Source organism: Homoserinimonas sedimenticola (assembly GCF_026094475.1).
Classification (GTDB): domain Bacteria; phylum Actinomycetota; class Actinomycetes; order Actinomycetales; family Microbacteriaceae; genus Homoserinimonas; species Homoserinimonas sedimenticola.
The window spans coordinates 901,810-923,901 of the sequence record NZ_JAPELL010000001.1 but is presented as its reverse complement, the minus strand read 5'-3'; the positions used below and the strand labels follow the sequence as shown (position 1 = coordinate 923,901).

Sequence of the window (22,092 nt, the reverse complement as noted above, 5' to 3'; positions counted from 1 at the left end):
CGGGGGATGTCATGGGTCATGGCGCGGTGGCCCTCGCGATCTCGCGCTCGAGCTCGAGGAGCCGGTCGGAGAGTTCGACGAGCTCACTGTCGGAGCGGGGCACGGCGTCGACGAGGAGCTCCCGCACGGACGCGGCCGGCCTGTTCGCGGTGGCCGCGGCGAGGTCCACGAACTCCTGCACTCCCGCCGTGCGCGGCAGCCGGAGGCGACTCGCGAGACGCTGCACGGTGCCGACGCGCAGGGCGTCGAGGGCGCGCTGCCGCGCGGAGGAGCGCTGATAGAGGCGCGCCCGCCCTTCCATCGTCTCGGTCGCCCGCACGACGACGGGGAGGTTCTCGACGACGAGGGGGCCGAGTCGGCGCCCCTGGGCGACACCGGCGGCAACGGTCACGAGGATGAGCAGCACGAGCACGGGGGTGACCCAGGTGGGCGTGAGGGAGGCGGCATCCTCACCGGGCAGGTCGCCGACCCCCGGCACGTACCAGACCAGCTGGGCATGCTCACCGAGGAGGCCGAGGGCGAGGGCCGCGTTGCCTGCCTCGGTGATGCGCTCGTTGCTGAGGGCGGCGCCCGCCCCCAGCACGCTCACCGTCTGTCCGCCGCGCTCCAGGCGGATGAGCGAGGCGACATCGTCCCCGCTGTCGAGGCATACATCAACCGCGGCATCGTCACCGTGATAGCGGTAACCCAGGCCGTCGCCCGTCACCGTGCCCGCGCGTTCGACGGCGCCCACCGTGCAGTCCGCCTCGAGCTCGCCCGAGACCGAGCCGGCAGCCGCCACGTCCGGCGCGAGTTGCTCAAGCGCGTCGTAGCCGGGCTCGATCAGCACGAGGTGCTCGCCCAGGCCGTCTAGGTTGAGGGAAGTCTCGCCGAGGATTCCCGCGCGGTCGTGCAGCACGACGGTCGCGGCATCCGTGCCTATCGCCTCACGGGTGCTCTCGAGCGTCTCCGTGATGCTGACCGCGACGCCCTGTTCGCGCAGCACCTGCACGAGCGCCCGTGCGCCGGCGGGGCCCGCGCTGTCGGGGTCGAGGGGCACGCCGAGGGGGCGGTTGGCGCCGCTCGCGAAGAGGGTGATGAGTCCGATCACGAGGGCGGCGGCCCCGAAGACGCCCCAGTAGAGCCAGCGGCGGGCTGTCGTGCGCACGGTCGAGGTTATGACGGTCATGCGCCGGGCTCCTGCGCGCCCGCGGCCATTACTCCCGGTTCGAGGCGGGGCCGGGCTGCCCGAATGCTCGCCTCGAGCGCCCGCACGCGCTCGTACTGTTCCGCCGTCGCCGGGTGCTCGAGGTAGCGCACGCCGTCGAAGTCGTCGGCGGATGCCGCGAGCTCGCCCCCGTGGTCGGGGAATGCCTTCGCGGCCCGCGCCGCGAAGTCCTGCGCGGTCGTGCCGGGCAGTGTCGAGACGACGGTGCGTTCCGAAAGGCCCCGGGCGATCGCGCGGAACATGTCGGTCACGGCGTCATCCCAGCGCTTCTGGGCGGCGTGACTCTCGGCAGCCCGGCGTAGTGTGAGGGAATCCCGGGTGTCCTCGGCCCCGAAGAGTTCTGTCGTCACCCGACTGCGGCGGGAGAGCGCGGGCCTGCCGAAGATGATGAACGCCGCCACGATCAGCGCCAGCACGAGAAGGGCCACGAGGAGCACCCCGAGCCCCTGGCCGCCGGGGCCTGCCTCGATCCGCAGCGAGGTGAGCCACTCCCACAGCGCGGTCGCGAGGCGATCGAACCAGTTCGGCTGGGCCTCCAGGTACTCGCGGTTCGACAGTTCCCGCAGGAGCCACTCGCGCGCCTCCGGGGCGTCGGGTTCGACGGGAATCTCGAAGGGCGCGGCCGCGCGATCGACGGTCGAGAGCAGTGCGCGCGTCATGCTGTCACGATCGTGAGGGCGAGGTTCTCGGCAGGAAGGGGTCCTGCAGGTCGCTCAGGCCGGCATCCCGCTCCTCCACATGCCGGGAGAGGTCGAGCTCGAGTCCCTCCTTGCGCATGCGCAGGTCGAGGTAGATGAGGCCGTTCGTGGCCGACTGCACGACCGTCGTGATCGAGGTCATGACGATGAGGAGTGCGAGGAACAGCGCGTAGACGCCCATGACGACGGCGAGGCCCAACTCCTGATTGGTGCCGTTGGGGTCCACGATGAACGAAAGCATCGGCATGAGGAACGAGACGGGGGTGGAGACGACCTGGGCGGCGACGCTCAGGATGACCGCGACGAGGGCTTGGATGCCGAAGGTGCGCCAGAAGTGTCGGTCGGTCAGTTGCCAGGAGCGGAAGACTGCGGCGCGCAGGGGAAGACGCTCGACCATGAGGGCACTCGGCACGAGAGAGAGCTTGGTGCCGAGCCACACCCCCAGCACAACGAGTCCGATGGCGCCGAGGATGCCGATGCCTACCCCGATTGCGACCCCGACGACCCCGAGGAGCACGACGAAGAGGGCGATGAGGCCGCCCAGCACCGCGATGGCGACGCCCGCCGCGACAATGAGGAGGAGCGTCCATCCGATCAATGCCCAGAGTCGACCGCGCGCACGGCCCCAGAGCTGGCGGAGGGTGAGCTTCTCGCCGATCGTCGCGCGCGCGACTTCGAGCACGACGATGCCCTGCAGGAGCGCGACGAGGGCTGTGCCAAGGAGAAGGGGCACGAGATTGGAGAGCAGGAGCGCGAAGATGCCCCCCGCCGTGACCTCCTCGAGGTTCTCGGCGCTCACGTTCTCGAGGCGCGAGAACATCCAGAAGAAGGCGGCTCCCATGACGGCCGCCGTGATGATGCCGACGAGGAACTGCGTCGAGAGCGCGAGACCCAGCAGCGGCCGAGGATTGCGGCGGAGGGTGCGGAAGGATGCGCCGAGAATCGCGCCGAGGGTCATGGGGCGCAGGGGCACGAGCCCAGGCTGGGAGGGAGGCGTCCACGACGGGGGAGGCGTGTTGGCGGCGGGGCGATAGGGGGACGGGGCGGGGCCGCTGGCGGCCGCCTCGACGGGCGGCGTCCACGGGTTCGCGGATGGCGTTCCGTGGCTGTCGGTTCCGTCGACCACGGTGGTTCCCCCTTGCTCGAGTGTCGGGTGCGGCGTACGCGCGCGGCATCCGCCCTTCATGCTGGCATACTCGACTACTCTTGTGCGAAAGCCTCACCATCCCGAGTGGCACGGGATGCCCGATCAGAGACGAATTGATGAACGCTCGCATCCTCGTGGTCGATGACGACACCGCGCTCGCCGAGATGATCGGCATCGTGCTGCAGTCGGAAGGTTTCACTCCCTCGTTCTGTGCCGACGGCACCTCGGCGCTCGAGGCCTTCCGCTCCTCCCGCCCCGACCTCGTTCTCCTCGACGTCATGCTTCCAGGCAAGGACGGCATCGAGGTGTGCGCCGAGATCCGCGCGGAGTCGGGCACACCCATCATCATGCTCACCGCCAAGTCCGATACGACGGATGTCGTGAGCGGGCTCGAGAGCGGCGCCGATGACTACGTCGTCAAGCCCTTCAACCCCAAGGAGTTGGTGGCGCGCATCCGCACCCGCCTGCGGCCGACCCCCGACTCGACGGCCGACACCCTGCGCATCGGCGACGTCACGATCGATGTCGTCGGCCATGAGGTGCGCCGCGGCGACACCGTCATCAACCTCACACCCCTCGAGTTTGAGCTCCTCCTGGCCCTTGCCCTCAAGCCGCAGCAGGTCTTCACGCGCGAGATGCTGCTCGAGCAGGTGTGGGGGTACCAGTACAAGGCCGACACCCGGCTTGTGAACGTGCACGTGCAGCGCCTCCGCGCCAAGGTCGAGCAGGATCCCGACAACCCGTCGATCGTGACGACCGTGCGCGGGGTCGGATACCGGGCCGGTGCCAGCCGCTGACAGTCCCGCGTCGCTGATCGCGGTGCGATGGCGGATGCTGCGCGCCTCCGCCGTGCACACGTGGCGGTCATCCCTGCAGTTCCGCACCGTCGCGATCACGGTCGTGCTCTCGGGGCTCGCTGTCATGGTCATCGGCACCTACATGTCGGCGGTCATCGGGGGAAACCTTTTCACGGCCCGCCGGGACCAGGTCGAGGCCGAGCACGCGCGGGCGACGCTCCTCGCGCAGGACTACTTCAGCAATGCTCTCGCCGCCGACGACGCGACCCGCGTCGACTTCGACACCCTGAGCGTAGGCGTGCAGGACCGCATCCTCTCATCGACGACGAGCCCGGGCAGCACGGGGTCCGCCCTCCTGCGGGTGCCGGGGCAAAGCACTCAGTTCGTTATGCCGTCAACGCAGAGCCGCGGTTTCGATGTCTCGCTCTTGAGTCGCGAGCTGCGCGAGGTCGTCCGCGAGGACACGGGGCGTGTCTACCTGCAGTCCGTCACGCTGCCCTCCGGCGAGCCCGGCCTCGTCGCGGGCTCCCTCGTCTCGGTGCCCTCCGCCGGCAACTACGAGTTCTACCTCGTCTTCGACCTCGCTGATGCGCAGGAGACGCTCGACTCGGTGCAGCAGACACTCATCATCGGGCTCGCCTCGCTCGTGCTCCTCATCGGGGCGGTCACGTGGATCGTCGTGCGCCTCGTCGTCGCGCCCGTGCGACTCGCCGCTGCCGCGAGTGAGCGACTCGCCGCGGGTCAACTCGAGGAGCGCATCCCCGAGAGGGGGGAGGACGTCATCGCGACCCTCGCCCGCTCCTTCAACGGCATGGCCGACAGCCTGCAGCAGAAGATCACCCGGCTCGCGGAGGTGTCGCGCATGCAGCAGCGCTTCGTCTCCGATGTCTCGCACGAACTGCGCACGCCTCTCACGACCATCCGGCTCGCGGGCGACGTGCTCTACGACCAGCGTGACGCCTTCCCGCCCACGACGGCCCGGACGGCGGAACTGCTGCACACCCAGGTCGAGCGCTTCGAGCTCCTCCTCGCCGATCTCCTCGAGATCAGCCGCTACGACGCGGGCGCCGTCGAGCTCGAACTCGAACCGACGAATCTGGTCCGTCTCGTCGAGGACGCCGTCGAGTCGATGGAGCCGCTTGCGACCGAGCGCGGATCTGAGCTCACGGTGGTCGCGCCAGGCGGCCACTTCGACGCGGAGGTCGACCCCCGTCGCATCCGTCGCATCCTCCGCAACCTGCTCGGCAACGCGATCGAGCACGGTGAGGGCAAGCCGATCGAGGTGACCGTCGACAGCACGAGCTCTGTCATCGCACTGACGGTGCGCGACCACGGCATCGGCATGACCCCTGAGCAGTTGGAGCGTGTCTTCGACCGCTTCTGGCGGGCCGACCCCTCGCGCACGCGCACGATCGGTGGCACCGGCCTCGGACTCGCGATCTCGCAGGAGGACGCGGCGCTGCACGGGGGAACGCTCGACGCCTGGTCAGAGCTCGGGGAAGGCACCTGCTTCCGCCTTGTGCTGCCGCGGGAACACGGCGGGGAGGTCGGCGAGTCGCCTCTCGGTCTTCCCCCGGCTGCCGCGGGCGACAATGGAGTCGAGGATGCCCATGACTGAGTTCCCGCGCCCCGTCCGCAGGTCCCGCCGTGCCACCGGTGCGGCGGTGGTTCTCGCGCTGCTCGCACCGCTGCTCGCGGCTTGCGGCGGCATCCCCTACAGCGGGGACGTCGTGACGGGGAGCGAGGTCAGTCAGCAGGATCCGGGCGGCACGGAGTACATTGTCGAGGGTCCGGCGGAGGGTGCGACGGCCGAGGAGATCCTGCGCGGTTTCATCGCCGCCTTCAAGAGCTCGGGCGACTACGACGTGGCGCGGCAGTTCCTGAGCTCGAGCTTCCTCGACGACTGGGATCCTCGCGAGAGCGTCCTCGTCCACAACGGCGGATCGAGCATCGTGCCCGTCTCGGATACGGCGCTGGACTATGTCGTGACCTCGGCGACGGCATCCGTCGATTCGGCGGGCACCTACCGTCAGTTCGCGCCCGCCCCCGCGACCCTGCACTACGAGTTCGTGCAGGAGGACGGCGAGTGGCGCATCAGTGCGGCCCCTGGGGGCATCGTGCTCTCGCAGAGCTCCTTCGAGAACGTCTTCAGTGAGAACGTCCTCTACTTCCTCGACACGGGCGGCGCGGCCCTCGTGCCCGACCTGCGCTGGTTCCCCGCCGGCACCGGGGTGGCGACGCGGGTCGTCTCGGCGCTGCTTGCAGGCCCTCCTCCGTGGCTGCAGGGCGCGGCCACCAGTTCCTTCCCGGCGGGCACGCAGCTCTCCTCGCCCAAGCGTGTCGCGATCGACGGCACGACCGCCTACGTCGACCTGACGAGCGAAGCGCTCGAGGCCTCGCCTCTGCAGCGGCAGCGCATGCGCCTTCAGATCGAGTCGAGCCTGGGCCTCATTACCTCGACCGTCATCTCGGTCGACGGCACCGAGCTTTCGATCCCCGACCCCGGCCCCGGCCTCCCACAGCCGCAGCTGCCCGTTGACAACCGCCCCCTCATCCTCCACGACGGCAGCTTCGGCTACTACGCCAACGGGCAGATCTCGCTCATCGACGGCCTGAGCGAGCAGGTGGCGGCACTTGCACCGGATGCCGCGACCCTCGCAAGCGGCGGGAGCGCCATCGCCGTCCTCAACGCGGAGGGGGTGTGGGTCGTGCGTCGGGAGGGGGATCCGGCGCTGCTCGACGCCCGCGCGGGGCTCATCGCCCCCACTCTCGACATCTACGGCTACACCTGGTCAGTGCCGGCTGGGTCGCCGACGGCCCTGCGCGCATTCGCCTTCGACGGCACGGCCTACGACGTGACGACGGCGCTGCCTCCCGACGCGCGCGTTGCCGCGATCGAAGTCTCGCGCGACGGCGCGCGGCTCGCGATCCTCCTGGCGACGCCTGCGGGCCCCCGCCTCATGGTCTCAGCCATCATGCGCGACGTGAACGCGAGCAATGCGCCCCTGGGCCTCGGGGTCCCCGTCGTGGATGCCTCGCTCGACAGTGGCACGGCGGTCGATCTCGCGTGGATGGACGAGACGACGGTCGTGACCCTGAGCGAGTCGGGCGACGACACCCTCGTGCTGGCGCATCAGGTCGGCGGTCGCCGCGAGAGCCTGGGCAGCCCTGACTCGGGCGTGCAGATCGTCGGCGGCAACGGTGAGACGGGCCTTCGCGTGCTCGGGGAGGATGGCGTCGTGGCGGCCCGCCGACCGAGCGGCTGGCAGACGACCCAGATCACTGCGGAGTTCATCGCGACGCAGCGCTGACGACCCGCGCCCCGCATCCGCTCCCTCCCAGCGCGGGATCTCCGGCGCAGTGCACTCTCCAGTGCTCCTCGTCGGCGGGGGAGTGGCCGCCCCGAACATGCTTGTCGGATGCCACGCCTCGCCGTCTCTCGAGAGCTGCTCTCCTCGGCCGCCCTCGACGCCCTCGCGGTGCTGCTGCCCGTCAGCTGCGCGGGCTGCGGGGCGCCCGACCGCGCTCTCTGCCCCGACTGCCGCCCTGCGCTCGCCGCCGCCCTTTCCACCCGCGTCCTGGAGCCCGTGCACGGCGCCGTACCGGTGACCGCCGGGCTGCCGTATGAGGGCGTCGCCAGGCGCTGCATCCTGGCGTTCAAGGAGCAGGGCCGCACCGACCTCGTGCGCGCTCTTGCCGCGCCCCTGCTGTGCGCCATCGAGAGCGCGCTTCAGGATGCGGCCGCAGCCGGGAGCCGCGACATCCGTGTCTGCTGCGTTCCCCAGGGTGCGTCTTCGGCGCGGCGCCGCGGATACGACCCCGTGCGGATGCTCGCGCGACGCTCCCTGCAGCGCCCCGTCGAGCGGATGCTGCGGCGCGCGTCGCGGGGAAGCGCGCAGAAGCTGCTCGGGGTGCGGGAGCGGCGCGACAACATCGCGGGCGCCTTCGCCGCGCGTCACAGCCTCGAGGGCTGCCGTGTGCTCCTCGTCGACGATGTCGTGACCTCGGGGGCGACCCTCGAGGAGGCGGCACGGGCGGTCCGTGCGGCGGGCGGCATCGTCGTCGGCGCGGTGGCTCTCGCCGCGACGCCGCTGCGCGGGCACGCGCGCAGCGGCATGCCGTGATCTTCTCGTGACACGCACAGGTCGGCGGCACTACGGTGATCAAAAGAGGCGCACTTGATCGCCTGGTTCGCGATGAGTGCGTCGCCACAGAACCGGGAGGTCGCCATGGAAATTTCCATCAACGGACGCAATGTGGGGATCACGGATCGTTTCCGTGACTATGCGACGGAGAAGGCGGAGAAGGTCGCCGGGCTCGTGCCCAAGGCGCTTGCCTTCGAGATCAAGGTGAGTCGGCACAGCGAGAAGAACGCGCAGAACGGGGATGACCGGGTCGAGCTCATGCTCGTGGGGCCAGGTCCGCTCGTACGCTCCGAGGCGGCGGGTGCCGACAAATACGCCGCTTTCGATATCGCGTTCAACAAGATCGTGGAGCGCATCCGTCGGGCCAATGACCGGCGCAAGGTGCACCGCGGCCAGCACCGGCCCACATCCCTTCGCGAGGCATCCGCTGATGGATTCAGCGTCGTCGACATCACCCCAGCGAGTCCGGAGGTGATCGAGAAGGTGACGACGGGTTCCGTGCCCGTGCAGGAGCCGCCCCAGCCGGGAGACGACGACTGGAGCCCTGTCGTCATCCGCAAGAAGGTATTCCCCTCGGCCACAATGAAGACTGACGAGGCCGTCGACCACATGGAGTTGGTGGGGCACGACTTCTTCCTCTTCATCGACGCGGAGACCGACCGCCCGAGCGTGGTGTACCGCCGCAAGGGTTGGGACTACGGTGTGATCTCCCTCGAGGACGCCGAGGAGCACGAGGCGAGCGGAGGGCGCCGGGCACGCGCCTGAGCGACACGCCTGAGTGACAGTGCGGGCGGGCATCCCACAGCGGATGCCCGCCCGCGCCGTCTCCAGAAACCCGAGGGCTAGGATTGCTACGGTTAACGGTGCTGTGCCTGCGCGCCGCCGGCGGGTGTCGATGGGGATCCCCGTCGCGAGTCCACGTGTGGCACACCCCGACGAGATCCTGAGGAGCTTATCCGTGGCTAATGTTCTAGAGCGCGTCCTGCGCGTCGGCGAGGGACGCACGATGCGCCGGCTGCAGCGGTACGCCGCCGCGGTCAATGACCTCGAGAGCGACTTCAAGGAGCTCACGGACGACGAGCTCCGCAACGAGACGACGGAGCTGCGCACCCGCTACGCGAACGGCGAGTCTCTCGACGACCTGCTTCCCGAGGCCTTCGCGGCTGTGCGTGAGGCGGCCGTTCGCACCCTCGGCATGCGGCACTTCGACGTGCAGCTCATGGGTGGAGCGGCCCTGCACCTCGGCAACATCGCCGAGATGAAGACCGGTGAGGGTAAGACGCTCGTCGCGACCCTTGCGGCGTACCTCAACGCGATCCCCTCGCGCGGCGTGCACGTCATCACCGTCAACGACTATCTGGCCAGCTACCAGTCGGAGCTGATGGGGCGCGTCTACCGTGCCCTCGGCATGAGCACCGGATGCATCGTGGCAGGCCAATCTCCCGCGGAGCGCCGAGAGCAGTACGAGGCCGACATCACCTACGGCACCAACAACGAGTTCGGCTTCGACTACCTCCGTGACAACATGGCGTGGCAGGCGAGCGACATGGTGCAGCGGGGCCACCAGTTCGCGATCGTCGACGAGGTGGACTCGATCCTCATCGATGAGGCGCGCACGCCCCTCATCATCTCGGGCCCGTCCTCGGGCGAGGCCAACCGCTGGTTCACGGAGTTCGCCTCGATCGCCAAGCGACTCGTGCCGGGGGTCGACTATGAGGTCGACGAGAAGAAGCGCACTGTCGGCGTGCTCGAGCCGGGCATCGAGAAGGTCGAGGATCACCTCGGCATCGACAATCTCTACGAGTCGGCCAACACCCCGCTCATCTCCTTCCTCAACAACTCCATCAAGTCCGTCGCCCTCTTCAAGAAGGACAAGGACTACGTCGTCATGAACGGCGAGGTGCTGATCGTCGATGAGCACACGGGCCGCATCCTCGCGGGCCGCCGCTACAACGAGGGCATCCACCAGGCGATCGAGGCGAAGGAGGGTGTCGCGGTCAAGGCCGAGAACCAGACCCTGGCGACCGTGACGCTGCAGAACTATTTCCGCCTCTACAAGAAGCTCTCGGGCATGACGGGAACGGCCGAGACCGAGGCCGCCGAGTTCATGAGCACCTACAAGCTCGGCGTCGTCGCGATCCCCACCAACAAGCCCATGCTGCGCATCGACCAGCCCGACCTCGTCTACAAGAACGAGCAGGTCAAGTTCGAGCAGGTCGCGGAGGATATCGTCGAGCGCCACAAGAAGGGCCAGCCGGTGCTCGTCGGCACGACGAGCGTCGAGAAGAGCGAACACCTCTCCAAGCTGCTGGCGAAGCGCGGCGTCAAGCACGAGGTGCTCAACGCCAAGAACCACGCCCGTGAGGCCGCGATCGTCGCGCAGGCGGGGCGTCTCGGCTCCGTCACGGTCGCGACCAACATGGCGGGCCGCGGCACAGACATCATGCTCGGCGGCAACGCCGAGTTCCTTGCCGTCGCCGAGATGAACCAGCGCGGCCTGAGCCCCGTCGACACGCCGGAGGAGTACGAGGCGGCGTGGGACGAGGTCTTCGAACGCGTCAGTGCCGAGGTCAAGGCCGAGGCAGAGAAGGTAATCGAGGTCGGCGGTCTCTACGTGCTCGGCACGGAGCGTCACGAGTCGCGGCGCATCGATAACCAGCTCCGCGGTCGCTCCGGCCGTCAGGGCGACCCGGGCGAGAGCCGCTTCTATCTCTCGCTCACCGACGACCTCATGCGCCTCTTCAACTCCCAGGCGGCAGAGTCACTCATGGGCCGCGGGAACGTGCCGGACGACATCGCGATCGAGTCGAAGATTGTGAGCCGTGCCATCCGCAGTGCCCAGGCGCAGGTGGAGTCTCGCAACGCCGAGATCCGCAAGAACGTGCTCAAGTATGACGACGTGCTCAACCGGCAGCGCGAGGCGATCTACAACGACCGTCGTCGCATTCTCGAGGGCGACGATCTCCACGAGCGCGCCCAGCAGTTCCTCGAGGATGTCGTGGGTGAGGTCGTGAACGTGCATACGGCGGAGGGCCACGCCGACGACTGGGATCTGGACGCGCTCTGGACCGAGCTGCGCACCCTCTTCCCGATTTCCATCACGCCAGAGGAGGTCATCCAGGAGGCGGGAACGCGCGGCAAGGTGAGCCACGACTTCCTGCTGCGGGAGATCCTCTCCGACGCCAAGCTCGCCTACCAGAAGCGGGAGGAGTCGCTCGGCTCCGATGCGATGCGCGAGCTCGAGCGCCGCGTGGTGCTCTCGGTGATAGACCGTCGCTGGCGCGACCACCTCTACGAGATGGACTACCTCAAGGACGGCATCGGGCTGCGCGCGATGGCACAACGTGACCCGCTCGTGGAGTACCAGCGGGAGGGCTTCGCCCTCTTCCAGACGATGATGGACCAGATCCGCGAGGAGTCGGTCGGCTTCCTGTTCAACCTCGAGGTCGAGGTCACGCCCTCGGGCGCGACCGCCTCCGCGCCCACGGTCTCGGCGAAGGGTCTCGGCGGCAGTGCCGCCCCGGCCCAGGGTCTCAAGTACTCGGCGCCGAGCAGCGACGTCGGCGGCGAAGTCGAGGTGCGCAACGCCAGGGGACAGGTCGACTCGGCCTCGACCGCGCGGCAGCGCGCTCAGGCGGCACCGGCCTTCGCAGGCGGCGGAGCGGCGACGCCACCTCCGCCCTCACCGCAAGCCCCCAGGCCGCAGGCGGGGCGAGGACAGCAGGCGGGCCAGCGTGGTGCCTTCGGCCAGCAGGACACCGCAGGCACGCCTCCCGTGAACCGGGCACAGCGGCGCGCGCAGGGCAAGAAGAAGTAGCGCGCCCGCTCGTGCGCGTTCGGGGCGGCAGCCGCCTCGGCCTTCTCGCCGTCGCTCTGCTTCTGGCGGGTTGCGGCGCGGTGGCGGATGTCTCGGAGACGGATGTCTCGGTCACGGCTGCGCCGCAGCACTCCTCCTCGGCGCCGGGGGCGACGCCCTCCGCTGCTTCGGGGGCTGCGGGTTCGTGCCCCATCGGCGAACTCGTCGCGGGGAAGGACGTCGTGGCGGCGGGTCTCGTGAGCGATGCGCGCGGCGAGTATTGCGCCGTCTCGCCGTCGCCCGATTCGGCCGCGATGCTGCTCGACGACTCCGTCGTGGTGAGTGACTCGCTTGAGAAGTGGGGTTTCACCCGGGAGGATGCGCTGGAGGCACAGCGCAGGACCGTGACGTTCGTCGTGGAGGAGGCGTTGGACTCAGCCCTGCTCGACACCAGCGATGAGGGAGCATTTGCCCGCTGGCAGGCAGCAGCACCGTATCGCTTCGTCGATTTCGCTCCCCCCGAGGACCTGCTACTGCAGGGCCTCCCCGCTCTGGCGAGGGATGGTGGGCCGCGCTCTGCCCAGACTCAGATCGAGGTGGTCCGGGTTGAGGGTCAGGGCGGCAAGGCGGGGCCGACCTCCATCCTCGTGCGCGTCGAGGCGCTCTCGCGCTTCCGTCCGGCGGACGGGCGCGCAGAGATTCCCGTGACGACGCGCTTCGCCCTCGCCTTCGATGCGGCGGGCGGAATCGTCGGTATCTCCTACGGATACTCCAGCGCGGAGTGAGGCTGCCGGGCGCACCGCGAATACACGTGGCGCGGCGGGCGCAGTTGCCGTTGCCCTCGGCAGCGCGTTCGATGGCAGCGCCTTCGACGGTAGCGCGTTCGATGGCAGCGCATTCGACGGCAGCGCGTTGGACGGCGCTGAGTCGACGGAGGCCGCCGTTAGAGTACGTTGATTGCGGTGGCGCGCCAGCGGGAGTCGAGCCCCTCCAGCCGGATGGCGACGGCGCGGCTGCGGGCGCGACCATGCACGATGACGACCGCCTCGATGACGCCGTCGCGGGGCGCCTCGGCGACCACGCTGCCGATCGTAAAGTTCGGCCGCGCCGCCTTCTCGCCACGAGCGCGTCTTGCCCGATCGGAGAGCACGACACGCTTGAGCAGGTTGCGGTAGACCTCATCCGTCACCCAGCGTGCGATCTGCTGCAGGTCGCGCGCCCCTGCGAGGATCTCGATGACGCAGCGTGTGAGGTTCTCAAGAAGCGGGTTCGGGTCGGGCAGGGACGCGGATGCGGTCGGCTGCGCACCGAAGAACGCATCCGATTCGAATGGCGCCCTGATCACCTTGCTGGGCATTCTGGGCGAGGCCACCGGCCGCTCGGTGGCACGGCGTGCGCCGGGCGAGCCGACCGGTTGCTGCTGTGGGGAGAGTGCGTGGGCGTGCGTCATGGGAGCTCCGTCGGGACGGGGCGGCCGTCGGGGGTGCGGCCGGAATGGCGGATGCGTCTACCCCCGTTCGGGGGTACGGCAACTAAAGCACCCAGGTGAGCAATAGTCCACGCCCCCGATTCGGGGCTGTGGATAACTCGTGCCGTGCGCCCTGCGAGGCTCTAACGTCGCTGCATGCGCTGGGACAACCTCTTCGACGACCTCGAGAGCCAGCTCGAAGGGGAACTCCGCGCCGACGAGGCCGAACTTCGCGTCGAGGAGGAGCGGCTGAGACTCGCGCGATTGTCGTTGCGTGATCGGCTTCTCGCTCTCAGCTCGCCGGGCGAAGACCTCCTCTCGGTTCGCATCCTCCTCCATTCCGGGCGGCCGGTCGACCTGCTGCCCGTAACGGTCGGGCGCGACTGGGTGTCCGGACGAGTCATAGGGGATGCCGGCGCGCGCGGCCACGGAATCGTGCCCTTCTCGGCGGTGCAGGGCCTCGTGCTCTCCCGTGCTCAGGTGGCGCTCAGCGCGGGAGAGGCAGGAGGGGCCGAGGGGCTTTCGGCTCGCCTAGGGCTCGGCTACGTGCTGCGCGACCTCGCCCGGCGTCGCTGCGCACTCGAGATCGCGCTCGTCGCAGGCGGCACCGTGCACGGCACGATCGACCGCGTCGCGCGGGATCACCTCGATCTCGCGGTGCATGAACCAGGGGTTCCGCGGCGCGAGCGAGAGGTCTCGCACTATCGGCTGATCCCGCTCTCGGCGATCGAGCTCGTCAGGACCGGCTGACTCTCGGGAGAGACGGCTGACTCAGTGAGGCGCGGGCAGCGCGGTGAATTTGGGTCGCGCTGGATCAGCGAGGACCGATCGATAGCTCCGGAATGTCTGCGAACTCCGACTGCGTCCATAGGCCGTGGCGCCGGGTCTCCTCGTACTTTGCCTCGATGTACGACTCGAGCACGGTTCGTTCGACCCGCCAGTGCCCCGCGGCGCCGACCTTGATGGCGGGCAGCTCGCCGGAGCGCACAAGTCCGTAGGCCTGGGTTGCGGAGATATTGAGGATCTCCGCAACATCGGCGATCGTGAGGAATCGACCGAGGCGAGTGTCGTCCTCGTGGGCGTCGGAGCCGGTCATGTTTCGATTATGCGCCCCGTTACCTCGGTAACCGCTGCCTGTGGATAACTTTCGGCGCCCGTGCTCGCTTGACCCCACCATGGACGCGACAGGTCAGAGCGTAAGGAGTCGCATGAGTTCATTGGGCGCCCACGACCGGAAACGCGCGGGGCGGTCGCGATGGTTCGACCCGCGGCTCGCCATCGGCGTGGTGCTGGTCGCAGCATCCGTTGCCGGGGTGGTCGCGATCGTCTCCGCCGCCGACCGCACCGTCACCGTCTATGCCGCCCGATCCATGCTCGCGATCGGCGACGTCGTGACCGCCGAGGAGCTGATCGAGACGCAGGTTCGGCTCGGCACCGCGACCGAACACTACCTCTCGCCGGGACGAGTCCCGAGCGAGGGCGTCATCGTCACACGGGTCGTCGGCTCGGGAGAGCTCGTTCCCGCTGACGCCGTCGGCGACGCGCTGAGCGAGGACTGGGCCTCTCTCGTGATCCCGATCGCGGGTGAGCTTCCCCGCTCCTTGGGGGAGGGAACAGTGGTCGATGTCTGGGCGGCCCGGGAGTCCGTCGACGAGGAGGAAGCACCCGGCATCATCGCGAGCAAGGTCACGGTTGTCGCCGTCACCGACAACGAGGGGATGATCGCCGGGGAGCCCGTGCTCGGCGTGGAGCTCGTCGTCCCGAGAGACAGTGTTGCTCGCATCCTGCAGTCGAGGGCGGCCGGCGACACGCTCTCGCTCGTGCCCTCCGCCGTCGCTCTCGGGAGCTGACGTGGCGCGCATCGCATTCGCCGTCCCTGCAGCGAGGGAGGACGCCCTCGTCGACGAGGCCTTCGATCACGGTCATGAGGTCGTCGCACGCTGTGGCAGTGCCGACGAGCTCGCCTCGCTGCTCGAACCGGCGGCCGTCGAGTTCGCGATCGTCTCCTCGGCTGAGCGTTACCTCACGGCGCGCCTGCTCGCAGAAGCCGACCGCCTGGGCGTCCGAGTCGTCGCCATCAACGATACGGACGCGGGCAGGCGCCACGCGATCACCCTCGGGTTGCACGAGGTGGTCGACGGTGACGCCGACTGGGCTCGCATCGACGCCGCACTTCTCGCCACTCCGCTGCGCTCCTCCGCCCCCACGGCGCCGAGCGGCAGGGGACGGGTCGTCGCCGTCTGGGGACCTGCGGGCTCGCCGGGTCGCACGAGCCTCGCGATCAACATCGCGGCGGAGCTCGCTTCGGCCGGCCACACGGTCGCGCTCGCAGATGTCGACACCTACAGCGGTTCCATCGCGCCCACCCTCGGCCTCCTCGATGAAGCCCCGGGCTTCGCGGCGGCCTGTCGACTCGCGGGCTCCGGTGCCCTCACACAGCTCGAACTCGAACGCATCGCCCAGCGTTACTCGTCCCCACATGGCAGCTTCTGGGTGCTCACAGGCATCGGCAGGCCGAGCCGCTGGCCCGAACTCTCCGCCAGCCGAGTCTCTGGGGCACTCGACGCGTGCCGGGACTGGGTCGACTACACGGTGGTCGACACGGGTTTCAACCTCGAGAACGATGAGGAGATCAGCAGCGATGTCTTCGCGCCCAGGCGCAACGCCGCCACGCTGGAGGCGCTGCGCTGCGCCGACCAGGTTGTCGCCGTTGGCTCCGCCGACCCCGTCGGCCTCTCCCGATTTCTCCGCGCCCATGTCGACCTTCTCGATGCGATCCTCACCGACCGCGTCCTCGTCGTCATGAACCGGCTGCGCGCCGCCGTGATCGGGGCGGCACCCGCACGCCAGGTCACGCAGTCGCTTGAGCGATTCGGTGGCATCGTGGCACCCGTCATGGTTCCGCACGACCAGGCCGCCTTCGACGCCGCCGTTCTGGAGGGGGCGACCCTCTACGATGTCGCCGCCCGATCGCCCGCCCGTGTCGCCATCAGCACTCTCGTGCAGGAGCGCATCCTGCCTTCGGCGTCGAAGCGAAGGTCGCAGCGACGGCGGGTCCCCCTGTTGCGACGCAGACAGGCCGCCGCGGCCCAGCCAGCAGGAGCCCGACCCGACTGAACCATTCGCCGCGCTCTTGCCCGATTGTGCCCACCCGCCGCACTCCAGCCCGGCTGGATGGGCAGACGGGCAGCACTCACTCGGCGGCGAGACGGACTACCTCGACCCCTCCCGAGGTCGTCACGACGAGCACATGCTCGCCGCGGACCTCGTCGAGTGCACGGACGAGAGCGGCGGCATCCGCCGGCGGGTACTCGTCGTGGGGCGCCCAAACGGTGATCTTCGCACCGGTTGCCGTGCGCAGTTGCTCGACGAGCGCATCGGTCACCCCCGCGGCGACGAGAGTGACGTGCTCGATGCGTGCGGCTGCACGCTCAAGACCCGGGTAAGGGGCGCTCCTGCGCCAGACGACGAAATGATAGACAGCCACGAGGGCGGTCGCGGTGAGCAGGCCGAGCGGCTGCCGAATGGATTCGATGATGCTCTCCGACCACGGCACCCCGATGACGGACTGGACGATGCCGTAGGCGATCACGAGCAGGGTCACGACTGCCACGAGGGCGCTCACGCCGAAGACGATGACAAGGTAGGCGCGGCGGCCTGCGAAGGCCGTCCAGCTCTCGCCCGGTGTTTCGTCGCCCGGATCGTGCGGGCGCCAGAGCACGACCCAGGCGAGCGCCCCGACAACGAGGGCGGCGAGGCCGCCGAAGAGGAGCGAGCGTTCGTCCCCCGCGAGGGAGCCGGAGAGGGCGGCAAGTCCCGCGTTGACAACAACGCCGAAACCGGATGCCGCGAAGGCGAGCGCGACCCCTGAGGCGACGAGCCGGGCCGACCAGCGCACGGAGGTCGTGGCATCCGCAACTGCTGCTCGATGCATGGCCCACACGAGCACGCCGCTCACGGCTGCCGCGACGGCGGTGGCGAGTTGGTCGAGCAGGTCGCGGGACTCGCGCGCCATGGCGAAGGCAGAGCCGTCGACGCCGAGCGTGAGCGCGAGCACGCAATAGGCAAGGCTCGCCAGGCCACCGAGAGTCACGGCCGCCGCGAGGAACCCGGAGACGACGACGAGGGTGAAGCGGGCGAAAGCGGCGGAGGATCTGCGGATGCCGCGACCCCACCAGTGCCAAGCCCACACGAGAGCTCCGCCCGCCGCCCAGACCAGCTGCTGCAGCACGGGCATCCACCAGTGGTCCGCTCCGACGAGGAGGCTGGTCGAGCCCAGGAGGGCGGATCGGAAGAGCACGCCGAGAGCGGAGACTACGCCGGCGATCGCAAAGCCGATGCCGACGAGCACCGCGAGGGAGGGGCTGACTGCGGCGAGTCGAGTCGGAGCATGACGGGGGCTGTGCCACATCCACGCATGCCACGCCCAGACCGCGAGCCACACGAGACCGAGAGCGAAGGAGTCCGGCCGCCACTCGCCGCTCACGGCGTCCGCGAGTGTTGCCAGCATGGCGGTGAGTCCTACGAGCAATGCAACCGTGCCGACGACCGCGAGATAGACGGGCCACAGCACGGAGCGGCGGTCGTCGAACCGCGCGAGCCACCGCAGGGTGAGCCAGTAGACGAGGGCGCCGAGCGGGGCCGCGATCACGACCGAGGCGACCGACTGCGCGAGGAAGTAGCCGTTGTCCTCGAGCACCGTGCCGGGGTCGAGCACGATCCCGAGCAGACCGGTTGCTCCCGCCGCGGCGACGCTCACAAGGATCGCAAGCAGCAGCAGCATGATGACGCGGCGCAAAGTGTGGATGCCTCCAGGCGCCCGGTCGGCTCGCTGCGGCATCACTCGACCTCCTCCAGGCTGCAGAGGTCGAAGCGCCACGGCGTCTGGCTCACCTGCCACTGCGATCCGTCGCGGACGAGCACAAATTCGCCGCTCTCCTCGTAGCTGCCGCCGAAGACGTCCCCGCTGGAGCCGGTGCTGATGCCGACGCGCACGCTCGCCGAGGATTCGCCCGTGCTGACGCCGCGCAGGGTCACCCGCGTGCCCGGCTCGGGAAGCGGTCCGCCGAAGCCGCCGCAGTCATCGAAGGCCTCGTCACTGACCAGGGCGCGGGCGCGCTCTCGGTCGCCGTCGATCATGGCCGAGGCGAACTCCTGCACGACACCCTCGGGGGATCCGGGTTCGAGGGAGTCCTCGCCGCCGCGCAGGAGCACCGCGGCGATGGCGAGGACGACGAGAAGAGCGATGATCCCGAGGATCGAGAGGAGCACGGGATCGTAGCGGCGGGCAGCATCCATGGGCCAATCATGGCTCACCGCATGCGGCGGCGTCACGACATCCGCTCGCCGCCCGGCGTTCACTTCGCGGCAACGGCGGCGTCGCTCACGGGACATAGCGTCCACTGAATGAGACGAGGAGGCGGCCTGTGAGCGTCATCGCGGTGGTGCCGGCGCGGGGCGGCTCGAAGGGAATCCCCGGCAAGAACCTGCGCAAGGTGGGCGGGGTCCCTCTCGTCGCCAGGGCCGTGCTGGCGGCGCGCGCCGCCCAACGCATCGACCGCGTGATCGTCACGACGGACGACGATGAGATCGACCGCGTCGCGTCGGCGGCGGGCGCCGAGGTCATCGACCGGCCCGCTGAGATCGCGGGCGACACCGCGAGCTCGGAGTCGGCGCTGCTGCACGTGATCGAGTCCCTGGGCGAGGTGCCCGACGTGCTCGTCATGGTGCAGGCGACCTCGCCCTTCATCGACCCCGGAGACCTCGACGCCGCCGTCGCGGAGGTCATGAGCGGCTACCGCGACTGCGTCTTCTCGGGAGTCGAGACGCACGAGTTTCTTTGGCGGATTCGAGGCGGCGGGGCGGAGGGCGTCAACCACGACGCGCTCGTGCGGCTTCCCCGCCAACAGCGCGAGCCGGAGTATCGCGAGTCCGGCGCCTTCTACGCCATGCGAGGCAGCGGCTTCATCGAGGCGCGCCACCGCTTCTTCGGGAGGATCGGCATCGTGCCCGTTGACGCGAGGGGCGCCCTCGAGATCGATACGGTCGAAGAGCTCGATCTCGCGTGCGCAATCGCGCCCGTGTGGGAGAGCCACCCGTCCCTTCCCATCGACGTGGATGCTGTCGTGACCGACTTCGACGGCGTGCACACGGATGACCGGGTCGTGATCTCCGCCGATGGTGTCGAGCGGGTCACGGTCACCCGCACCGACGGCATGGGCGTCGATCTCCTCCGCCGCGCAGGTGTTCCCGTGCTCATCCTCTCGACCGAGCGCAACGCTGTCGTGAGTGCCCGCGCCCGCAAGCTCGACGTGGACGTCGTGCAGGGGGCCCGCGACAAGGTTGTCGCGCTCTGGGAGTGGATCAGCGCGCGCGGGCTCGACCCTGAGCGCGTCGCCTACCTCGGCAACGACGTCAACGACCTCGGATGCCTCGCCTCCGTCGGCTGGCCCGTCGCGGTCGCCGATTCCCACCCCGACGTGCTCGCGGCCGCGCGGCTCGTTCTCACCTCGCGCGGTGGGCACGGGGCCGTGCGCGAGCTCGCCGATCTTGTCCTCCTCGCGGCGGAGCGCCGCGAGGCGAGCATGCACGGGGTCTCGCGCCCCGCAGCATCCGATCACCTCCAGGAGACACCGTGACCGTCACGATTGCAGGAACCCCCGTCGGCCCCGAATCGCCCGTCTATGTGATCGGCGAGATCGGCTTGAACCACAACGGGGACGTCGAGCTCGCCAAGCGGCTCATCGATGTCGCGGCCGACGCGGGCGCGCAGGCGGTGAAGTTCCAGAAGCGCACGCCCGAGATCTCGACGCCCGAGCACATGAAGTCGATGCCGCGGGAGACCCCCTGGGGCACCATGACCTACCTGGAGTACCGCTACCGCGTGGAGTTCGATCGCGAGCAGTACATCGAGCTGGGAGATTACGCGACCATGCGGGGCCTGCACTGGTTCGCCTCGCCGTGGGACGTGCCTTCCGTCACCTTCCTGGAGGACCTCGGAGTTGTCGCACACAAGGTGGCCTCCGCCTCCGTGACTGATCACGAGCTGCTGGCCGCCCTCGCCGCGACGGGCAAGCCGATCATCCTGTCGACCGGCATGTCCACGATCGACGAGATCGACGACGCCGTCTCGCACTTCGACCGCGAGAAGCTCGTTCTCCTGCACGCGACCTCGACGTATCCCATGCCGCCTGAGGAGGCGAACCTTCGCACGATCGAGACGCTCCGCCGTCGCTATCCGGGCGTGCCGATCGGTTACTCGGGGCATGAGCGGGGGCTGCAGATCTCTCTCGCGGCGGTCGCGCTGGGCGCCACCGTCGTCGAGCGGCACATCACGCTCGATCGCACCATGTGGGGCTCCGACCACGCCGCGTCCCTCGAGCCGCAGGGCCTTGAGCACCTTGTGCGCGACATCCGTGTGATCGAGCAGGCGATGGGCGACGGCGTCAAGCGAGTCTTCCCGGGTGAGCTCGCGCCCCTCGCGAAGCTGCGCCGCGTCGTGCCGCAGGACGCCCCCGTCGCCTCCGTGACAGGCTGACGCATGAGGATGCTCGTCATCGGCGACTCCGACTCCTACGTCAAATGGGGGGCCGCCCTGGCATCGCGGCTGCCTGCCGCGTGGCGTCGTGAGCTCGTCGTGCTGCGTTCGCCCGTCCAGCCGAGCGACGCACAGCTCGAGACGGCTCTCGTTGGCACCGATTTCGCCCCCGCCGATGTGACCTTCGCGGATCTCGCACAGCTGACCGCCCTGATCGACGAGCGCGGCCCCGATGTGGTGCTCGCGGCGGTGCGCGGCCCCGTCGTGCGGGTCATCGCCCGCGCCGTGCGCCGGGCCCTGTGGCGGCCCGTCTTCATCACGGGCCTGCCCGGAATCACGATTCCCGCCGCCCGCAAGGCCATCGTCTACCGGGCGCATGCCGACCTCATCGTGCTGCACAGCAGGCGCGAGGTGCGCGACTTCACGGAGCTTGCTCGAAAGATGGGGCATCCGCAGCGCTTCGCCCTCTCGACGCTGCCCTTCGTGCCCGACAACCCCGCCCCGGGCGACCCCGGGGGCGACATCATCTTCGCGGCCCAGGCGATCGTGCCGCGCGAGCGCGACGACCGGATGCTTCTGCTCGGGTGGCTCGCGGAGTGCGCACGCCGGCATCCCGAGCGGCGTGTCGTCGTGAAGGTGCGGGCGGCGCCGGGGGAGGCGCAGACGCACGCGGAGGAGCACGACTTCGCATCCATCATGGGGGAGCTGTCGCCGCCGGCTCCCGACAACCTCGTCGTCGCGGGCGGCCCCATGTCGGCGCACCTGGCCGGGGCGAGCGCCCTCGTCACGGTCAGCTCGACGGCCGCCGTCGAGGCGGTTGCCGCAGGCATCCCCGTGCTGCTGGTCGACGACTTCGGGGTGATGCCCGGACTCATCAACACGGTCTTCGAGGGGAGTGGCCTGCTCGCCGGCAGCGACGACCTCGTGGCGGCACGTTTCCGCCGTGCCGACGAGAGCTGGGTGCACGACAACTACCTGCACGGGCGCGAGTTCGACGATTGGTTCGAGAGGGTCGAGGAGCTTGTGGCGGCGAGGGATCGCGGAGAGCTCCCGTGGCGGATCCCGCGCGAGCGGGTGCTCGGCGGTGCCCTCCGCCACGCCTGGGACCGGCGCCGTGCCCTCGGCGAGTTTGACCGATCCCTGTCGGGTGTGGTCGCGGTCGCGATCGGCACCCCTGCCCGCTGGCTGGTACGGCGGTGGCGCAAGATCGCGAGACTGCTGCGGTCACCAGCGGATGCGGCATCCGCCCCTCCCCAGGCGCGTCAGCCAGAGCTCGCGCGCCGACTACCCTAGAAGC

At 69.5% G+C, this 22,092-nt stretch carries 20 protein-coding genes; 13 read left to right on the top strand and 7 right to left on the bottom strand.

The window, feature by feature from the left end; translation table 11 throughout:
- Positions 1-16: 16 nt before the first annotated feature.
- From OH146_RS04305 to OH146_RS04295, 3 genes are read right to left on the bottom strand one after another with little or no spacing between them, the layout of a single operon-like run.
- Positions 17-1,168 (bottom strand): DUF4350 domain-containing protein, encoded by a 1,152-nt coding sequence (locus tag OH146_RS04305; RefSeq protein ID WP_265157703.1) that lies wholly within the window; start codon positions 1,166-1,168, stop codon positions 17-19.
- Entirely contained in the window at positions 1,165-1,866 is a 702-nt protein-coding gene (locus tag OH146_RS04300) for a DUF4129 domain-containing protein (RefSeq protein WP_265157700.1), read from the bottom strand. The genes OH146_RS04305 and OH146_RS04300 overlap by 4 nt, the downstream gene beginning before the upstream one ends.
- Positions 1,867-1,870: 4 nt before the next feature.
- Positions 1,871-3,031 (bottom strand): hypothetical protein, encoded by a 1,161-nt coding sequence (locus OH146_RS04295; RefSeq protein WP_265157697.1) that lies wholly within the window; start codon positions 3,029-3,031, stop codon positions 1,871-1,873.
- Positions 3,032-3,168: 137 nt separating this feature from the next.
- Here OH146_RS04295 and mtrA point away from each other — a divergent pair, with 137 nt between their 5' ends.
- The 7 genes from mtrA to OH146_RS04260 all read left to right on the top strand — a co-directional run bounded on the left by mtrA (position 3,169) and on the right by OH146_RS04260 (position 12,575).
- On the top strand, positions 3,169-3,849 hold the full coding sequence (gene mtrA, locus OH146_RS04290) for an MtrAB system response regulator MtrA (protein ID WP_265157694.1): 681 nt from the start codon (positions 3,169-3,171) through the stop codon (positions 3,847-3,849).
- Positions 3,836-5,467 (top strand): MtrAB system histidine kinase MtrB, encoded by a 1,632-nt coding sequence (gene mtrB / locus OH146_RS04285; protein WP_265157691.1) that lies wholly within the window; start codon positions 3,836-3,838, stop codon positions 5,465-5,467. The genes mtrA and mtrB overlap by 14 nt, the downstream gene beginning before the upstream one ends.
- Positions 5,460-7,160: an LpqB family beta-propeller domain-containing protein gene (locus OH146_RS04280; protein WP_265157688.1), complete on the top strand. Its 1,701-nt coding sequence runs from the start codon at positions 5,460-5,462 to the stop codon at positions 7,158-7,160. Before mtrB ends, OH146_RS04280 begins: the two co-directional genes overlap by 8 nt.
- 108 nt (positions 7,161-7,268) lie before the next feature.
- Positions 7,269-7,973: a ComF family protein gene (locus tag OH146_RS04275; protein ID WP_265157686.1), complete on the top strand. Its 705-nt coding sequence runs from the start codon at positions 7,269-7,271 to the stop codon at positions 7,971-7,973.
- A 105-nt stretch (positions 7,974-8,078) separates the two neighbouring features.
- Positions 8,079-8,759 carry a ribosome hibernation-promoting factor, HPF/YfiA family gene (gene hpf / locus OH146_RS04270; protein WP_265157683.1) on the top strand — a complete coding sequence of 227 codons (681 nt, stop codon included), beginning with the start codon at positions 8,079-8,081 and terminating at the stop codon, positions 8,757-8,759.
- Between the two features lie 193 nt (positions 8,760-8,952).
- Positions 8,953-11,811, top strand: a complete 2,859-nt coding sequence (gene secA, locus OH146_RS04265; protein ID WP_265157681.1) for a preprotein translocase subunit SecA — start codon at positions 8,953-8,955, stop codon at positions 11,809-11,811.
- An 11-nt stretch (positions 11,812-11,822) separates the two neighbouring features.
- Positions 11,823-12,575 carry a hypothetical protein gene (locus OH146_RS04260; protein WP_265157679.1) on the top strand — a complete coding sequence of 251 codons (753 nt, stop codon included), beginning with the start codon at positions 11,823-11,825 and terminating at the stop codon, positions 12,573-12,575.
- Positions 12,576-12,733: 158 nt separating this feature from the next.
- Here the strand turns inward: OH146_RS04260 and OH146_RS04255 are convergent, their stop codons facing one another.
- Entirely contained in the window at positions 12,734-13,240 is a 507-nt protein-coding gene (locus OH146_RS04255; protein WP_265157677.1) for an Rv3235 family protein, read from the bottom strand.
- 174 nt (positions 13,241-13,414) lie between these two features.
- Here OH146_RS04255 and OH146_RS04250 point away from each other — a divergent pair, with 174 nt between their 5' ends.
- On the top strand, positions 13,415-14,008 hold the full coding sequence (locus OH146_RS04250; protein WP_265157675.1) for a hypothetical protein: 594 nt from the start codon (positions 13,415-13,417) through the stop codon (positions 14,006-14,008).
- Positions 14,009-14,072: 64 nt separating this feature from the next.
- Here OH146_RS04250 and OH146_RS04245 read toward each other — a convergent pair whose 3' ends face one another.
- Positions 14,073-14,354 (bottom strand): helix-turn-helix domain-containing protein, encoded by a 282-nt coding sequence (locus OH146_RS04245; protein ID WP_265157673.1) that lies wholly within the window; start codon positions 14,352-14,354, stop codon positions 14,073-14,075.
- 112 nt (positions 14,355-14,466) lie between these two features.
- On the opposite strand from OH146_RS04245, the gene OH146_RS04240 reads away from it, so the two are divergent.
- A complete protein-coding gene (locus OH146_RS04240; protein ID WP_265157671.1) occupies positions 14,467-15,108 on the top strand; it encodes a hypothetical protein in 642 nt (213 codons plus the stop codon).
- Between the two features lies 1 nt (position 15,109).
- The gene (locus tag OH146_RS04235; protein ID WP_265157669.1) at positions 15,110-16,375 is read left to right on the top strand and encodes a CpaE/TadZ family protein; all 1,266 of its coding nucleotides are present in this window, start codon (positions 15,110-15,112) and stop codon (positions 16,373-16,375) included.
- Between the two features lie 76 nt (positions 16,376-16,451).
- On the opposite strand, the gene OH146_RS04230 is transcribed toward OH146_RS04235, so the two are convergent.
- Positions 16,452-18,098, bottom strand: a complete 1,647-nt coding sequence (locus OH146_RS04230) for a DUF5671 domain-containing protein (protein WP_265157666.1) — start codon at positions 18,096-18,098, stop codon at positions 16,452-16,454.
- Positions 18,098-18,556: a hypothetical protein gene (locus OH146_RS04225; protein ID WP_265157664.1), complete on the bottom strand. Its 459-nt coding sequence runs from the start codon at positions 18,554-18,556 to the stop codon at positions 18,098-18,100. Before OH146_RS04225 ends, OH146_RS04230 begins: the two co-directional genes overlap by 1 nt.
- Positions 18,557-18,684: 128 nt before the next feature.
- Between OH146_RS04225 and OH146_RS04220 the strand changes: the two genes are divergently transcribed.
- From OH146_RS04220 to OH146_RS04210, 3 genes are read left to right on the top strand one after another with little or no spacing between them, the layout of a single operon-like run.
- Positions 18,685-19,896, top strand: coding sequence for an acylneuraminate cytidylyltransferase (locus OH146_RS04220; RefSeq protein ID WP_265157662.1), 1,212 nt, complete (start codon positions 18,685-18,687; stop codon positions 19,894-19,896).
- Complete coding sequence (locus OH146_RS04215; RefSeq protein WP_265157660.1) at positions 19,893-20,795, top strand: N-acetylneuraminate synthase family protein; 903 nt, start codon at positions 19,893-19,895, stop codon at positions 20,793-20,795. The genes OH146_RS04220 and OH146_RS04215 overlap by 4 nt, the downstream gene beginning before the upstream one ends.
- A gap of 3 nt (positions 20,796-20,798) precedes the next feature.
- Entirely contained in the window at positions 20,799-22,088 is a 1,290-nt protein-coding gene (locus OH146_RS04210; protein WP_265157658.1) for a DUF6716 putative glycosyltransferase, read from the top strand.
- Positions 22,089-22,092 lie beyond the last annotated feature (4 nt).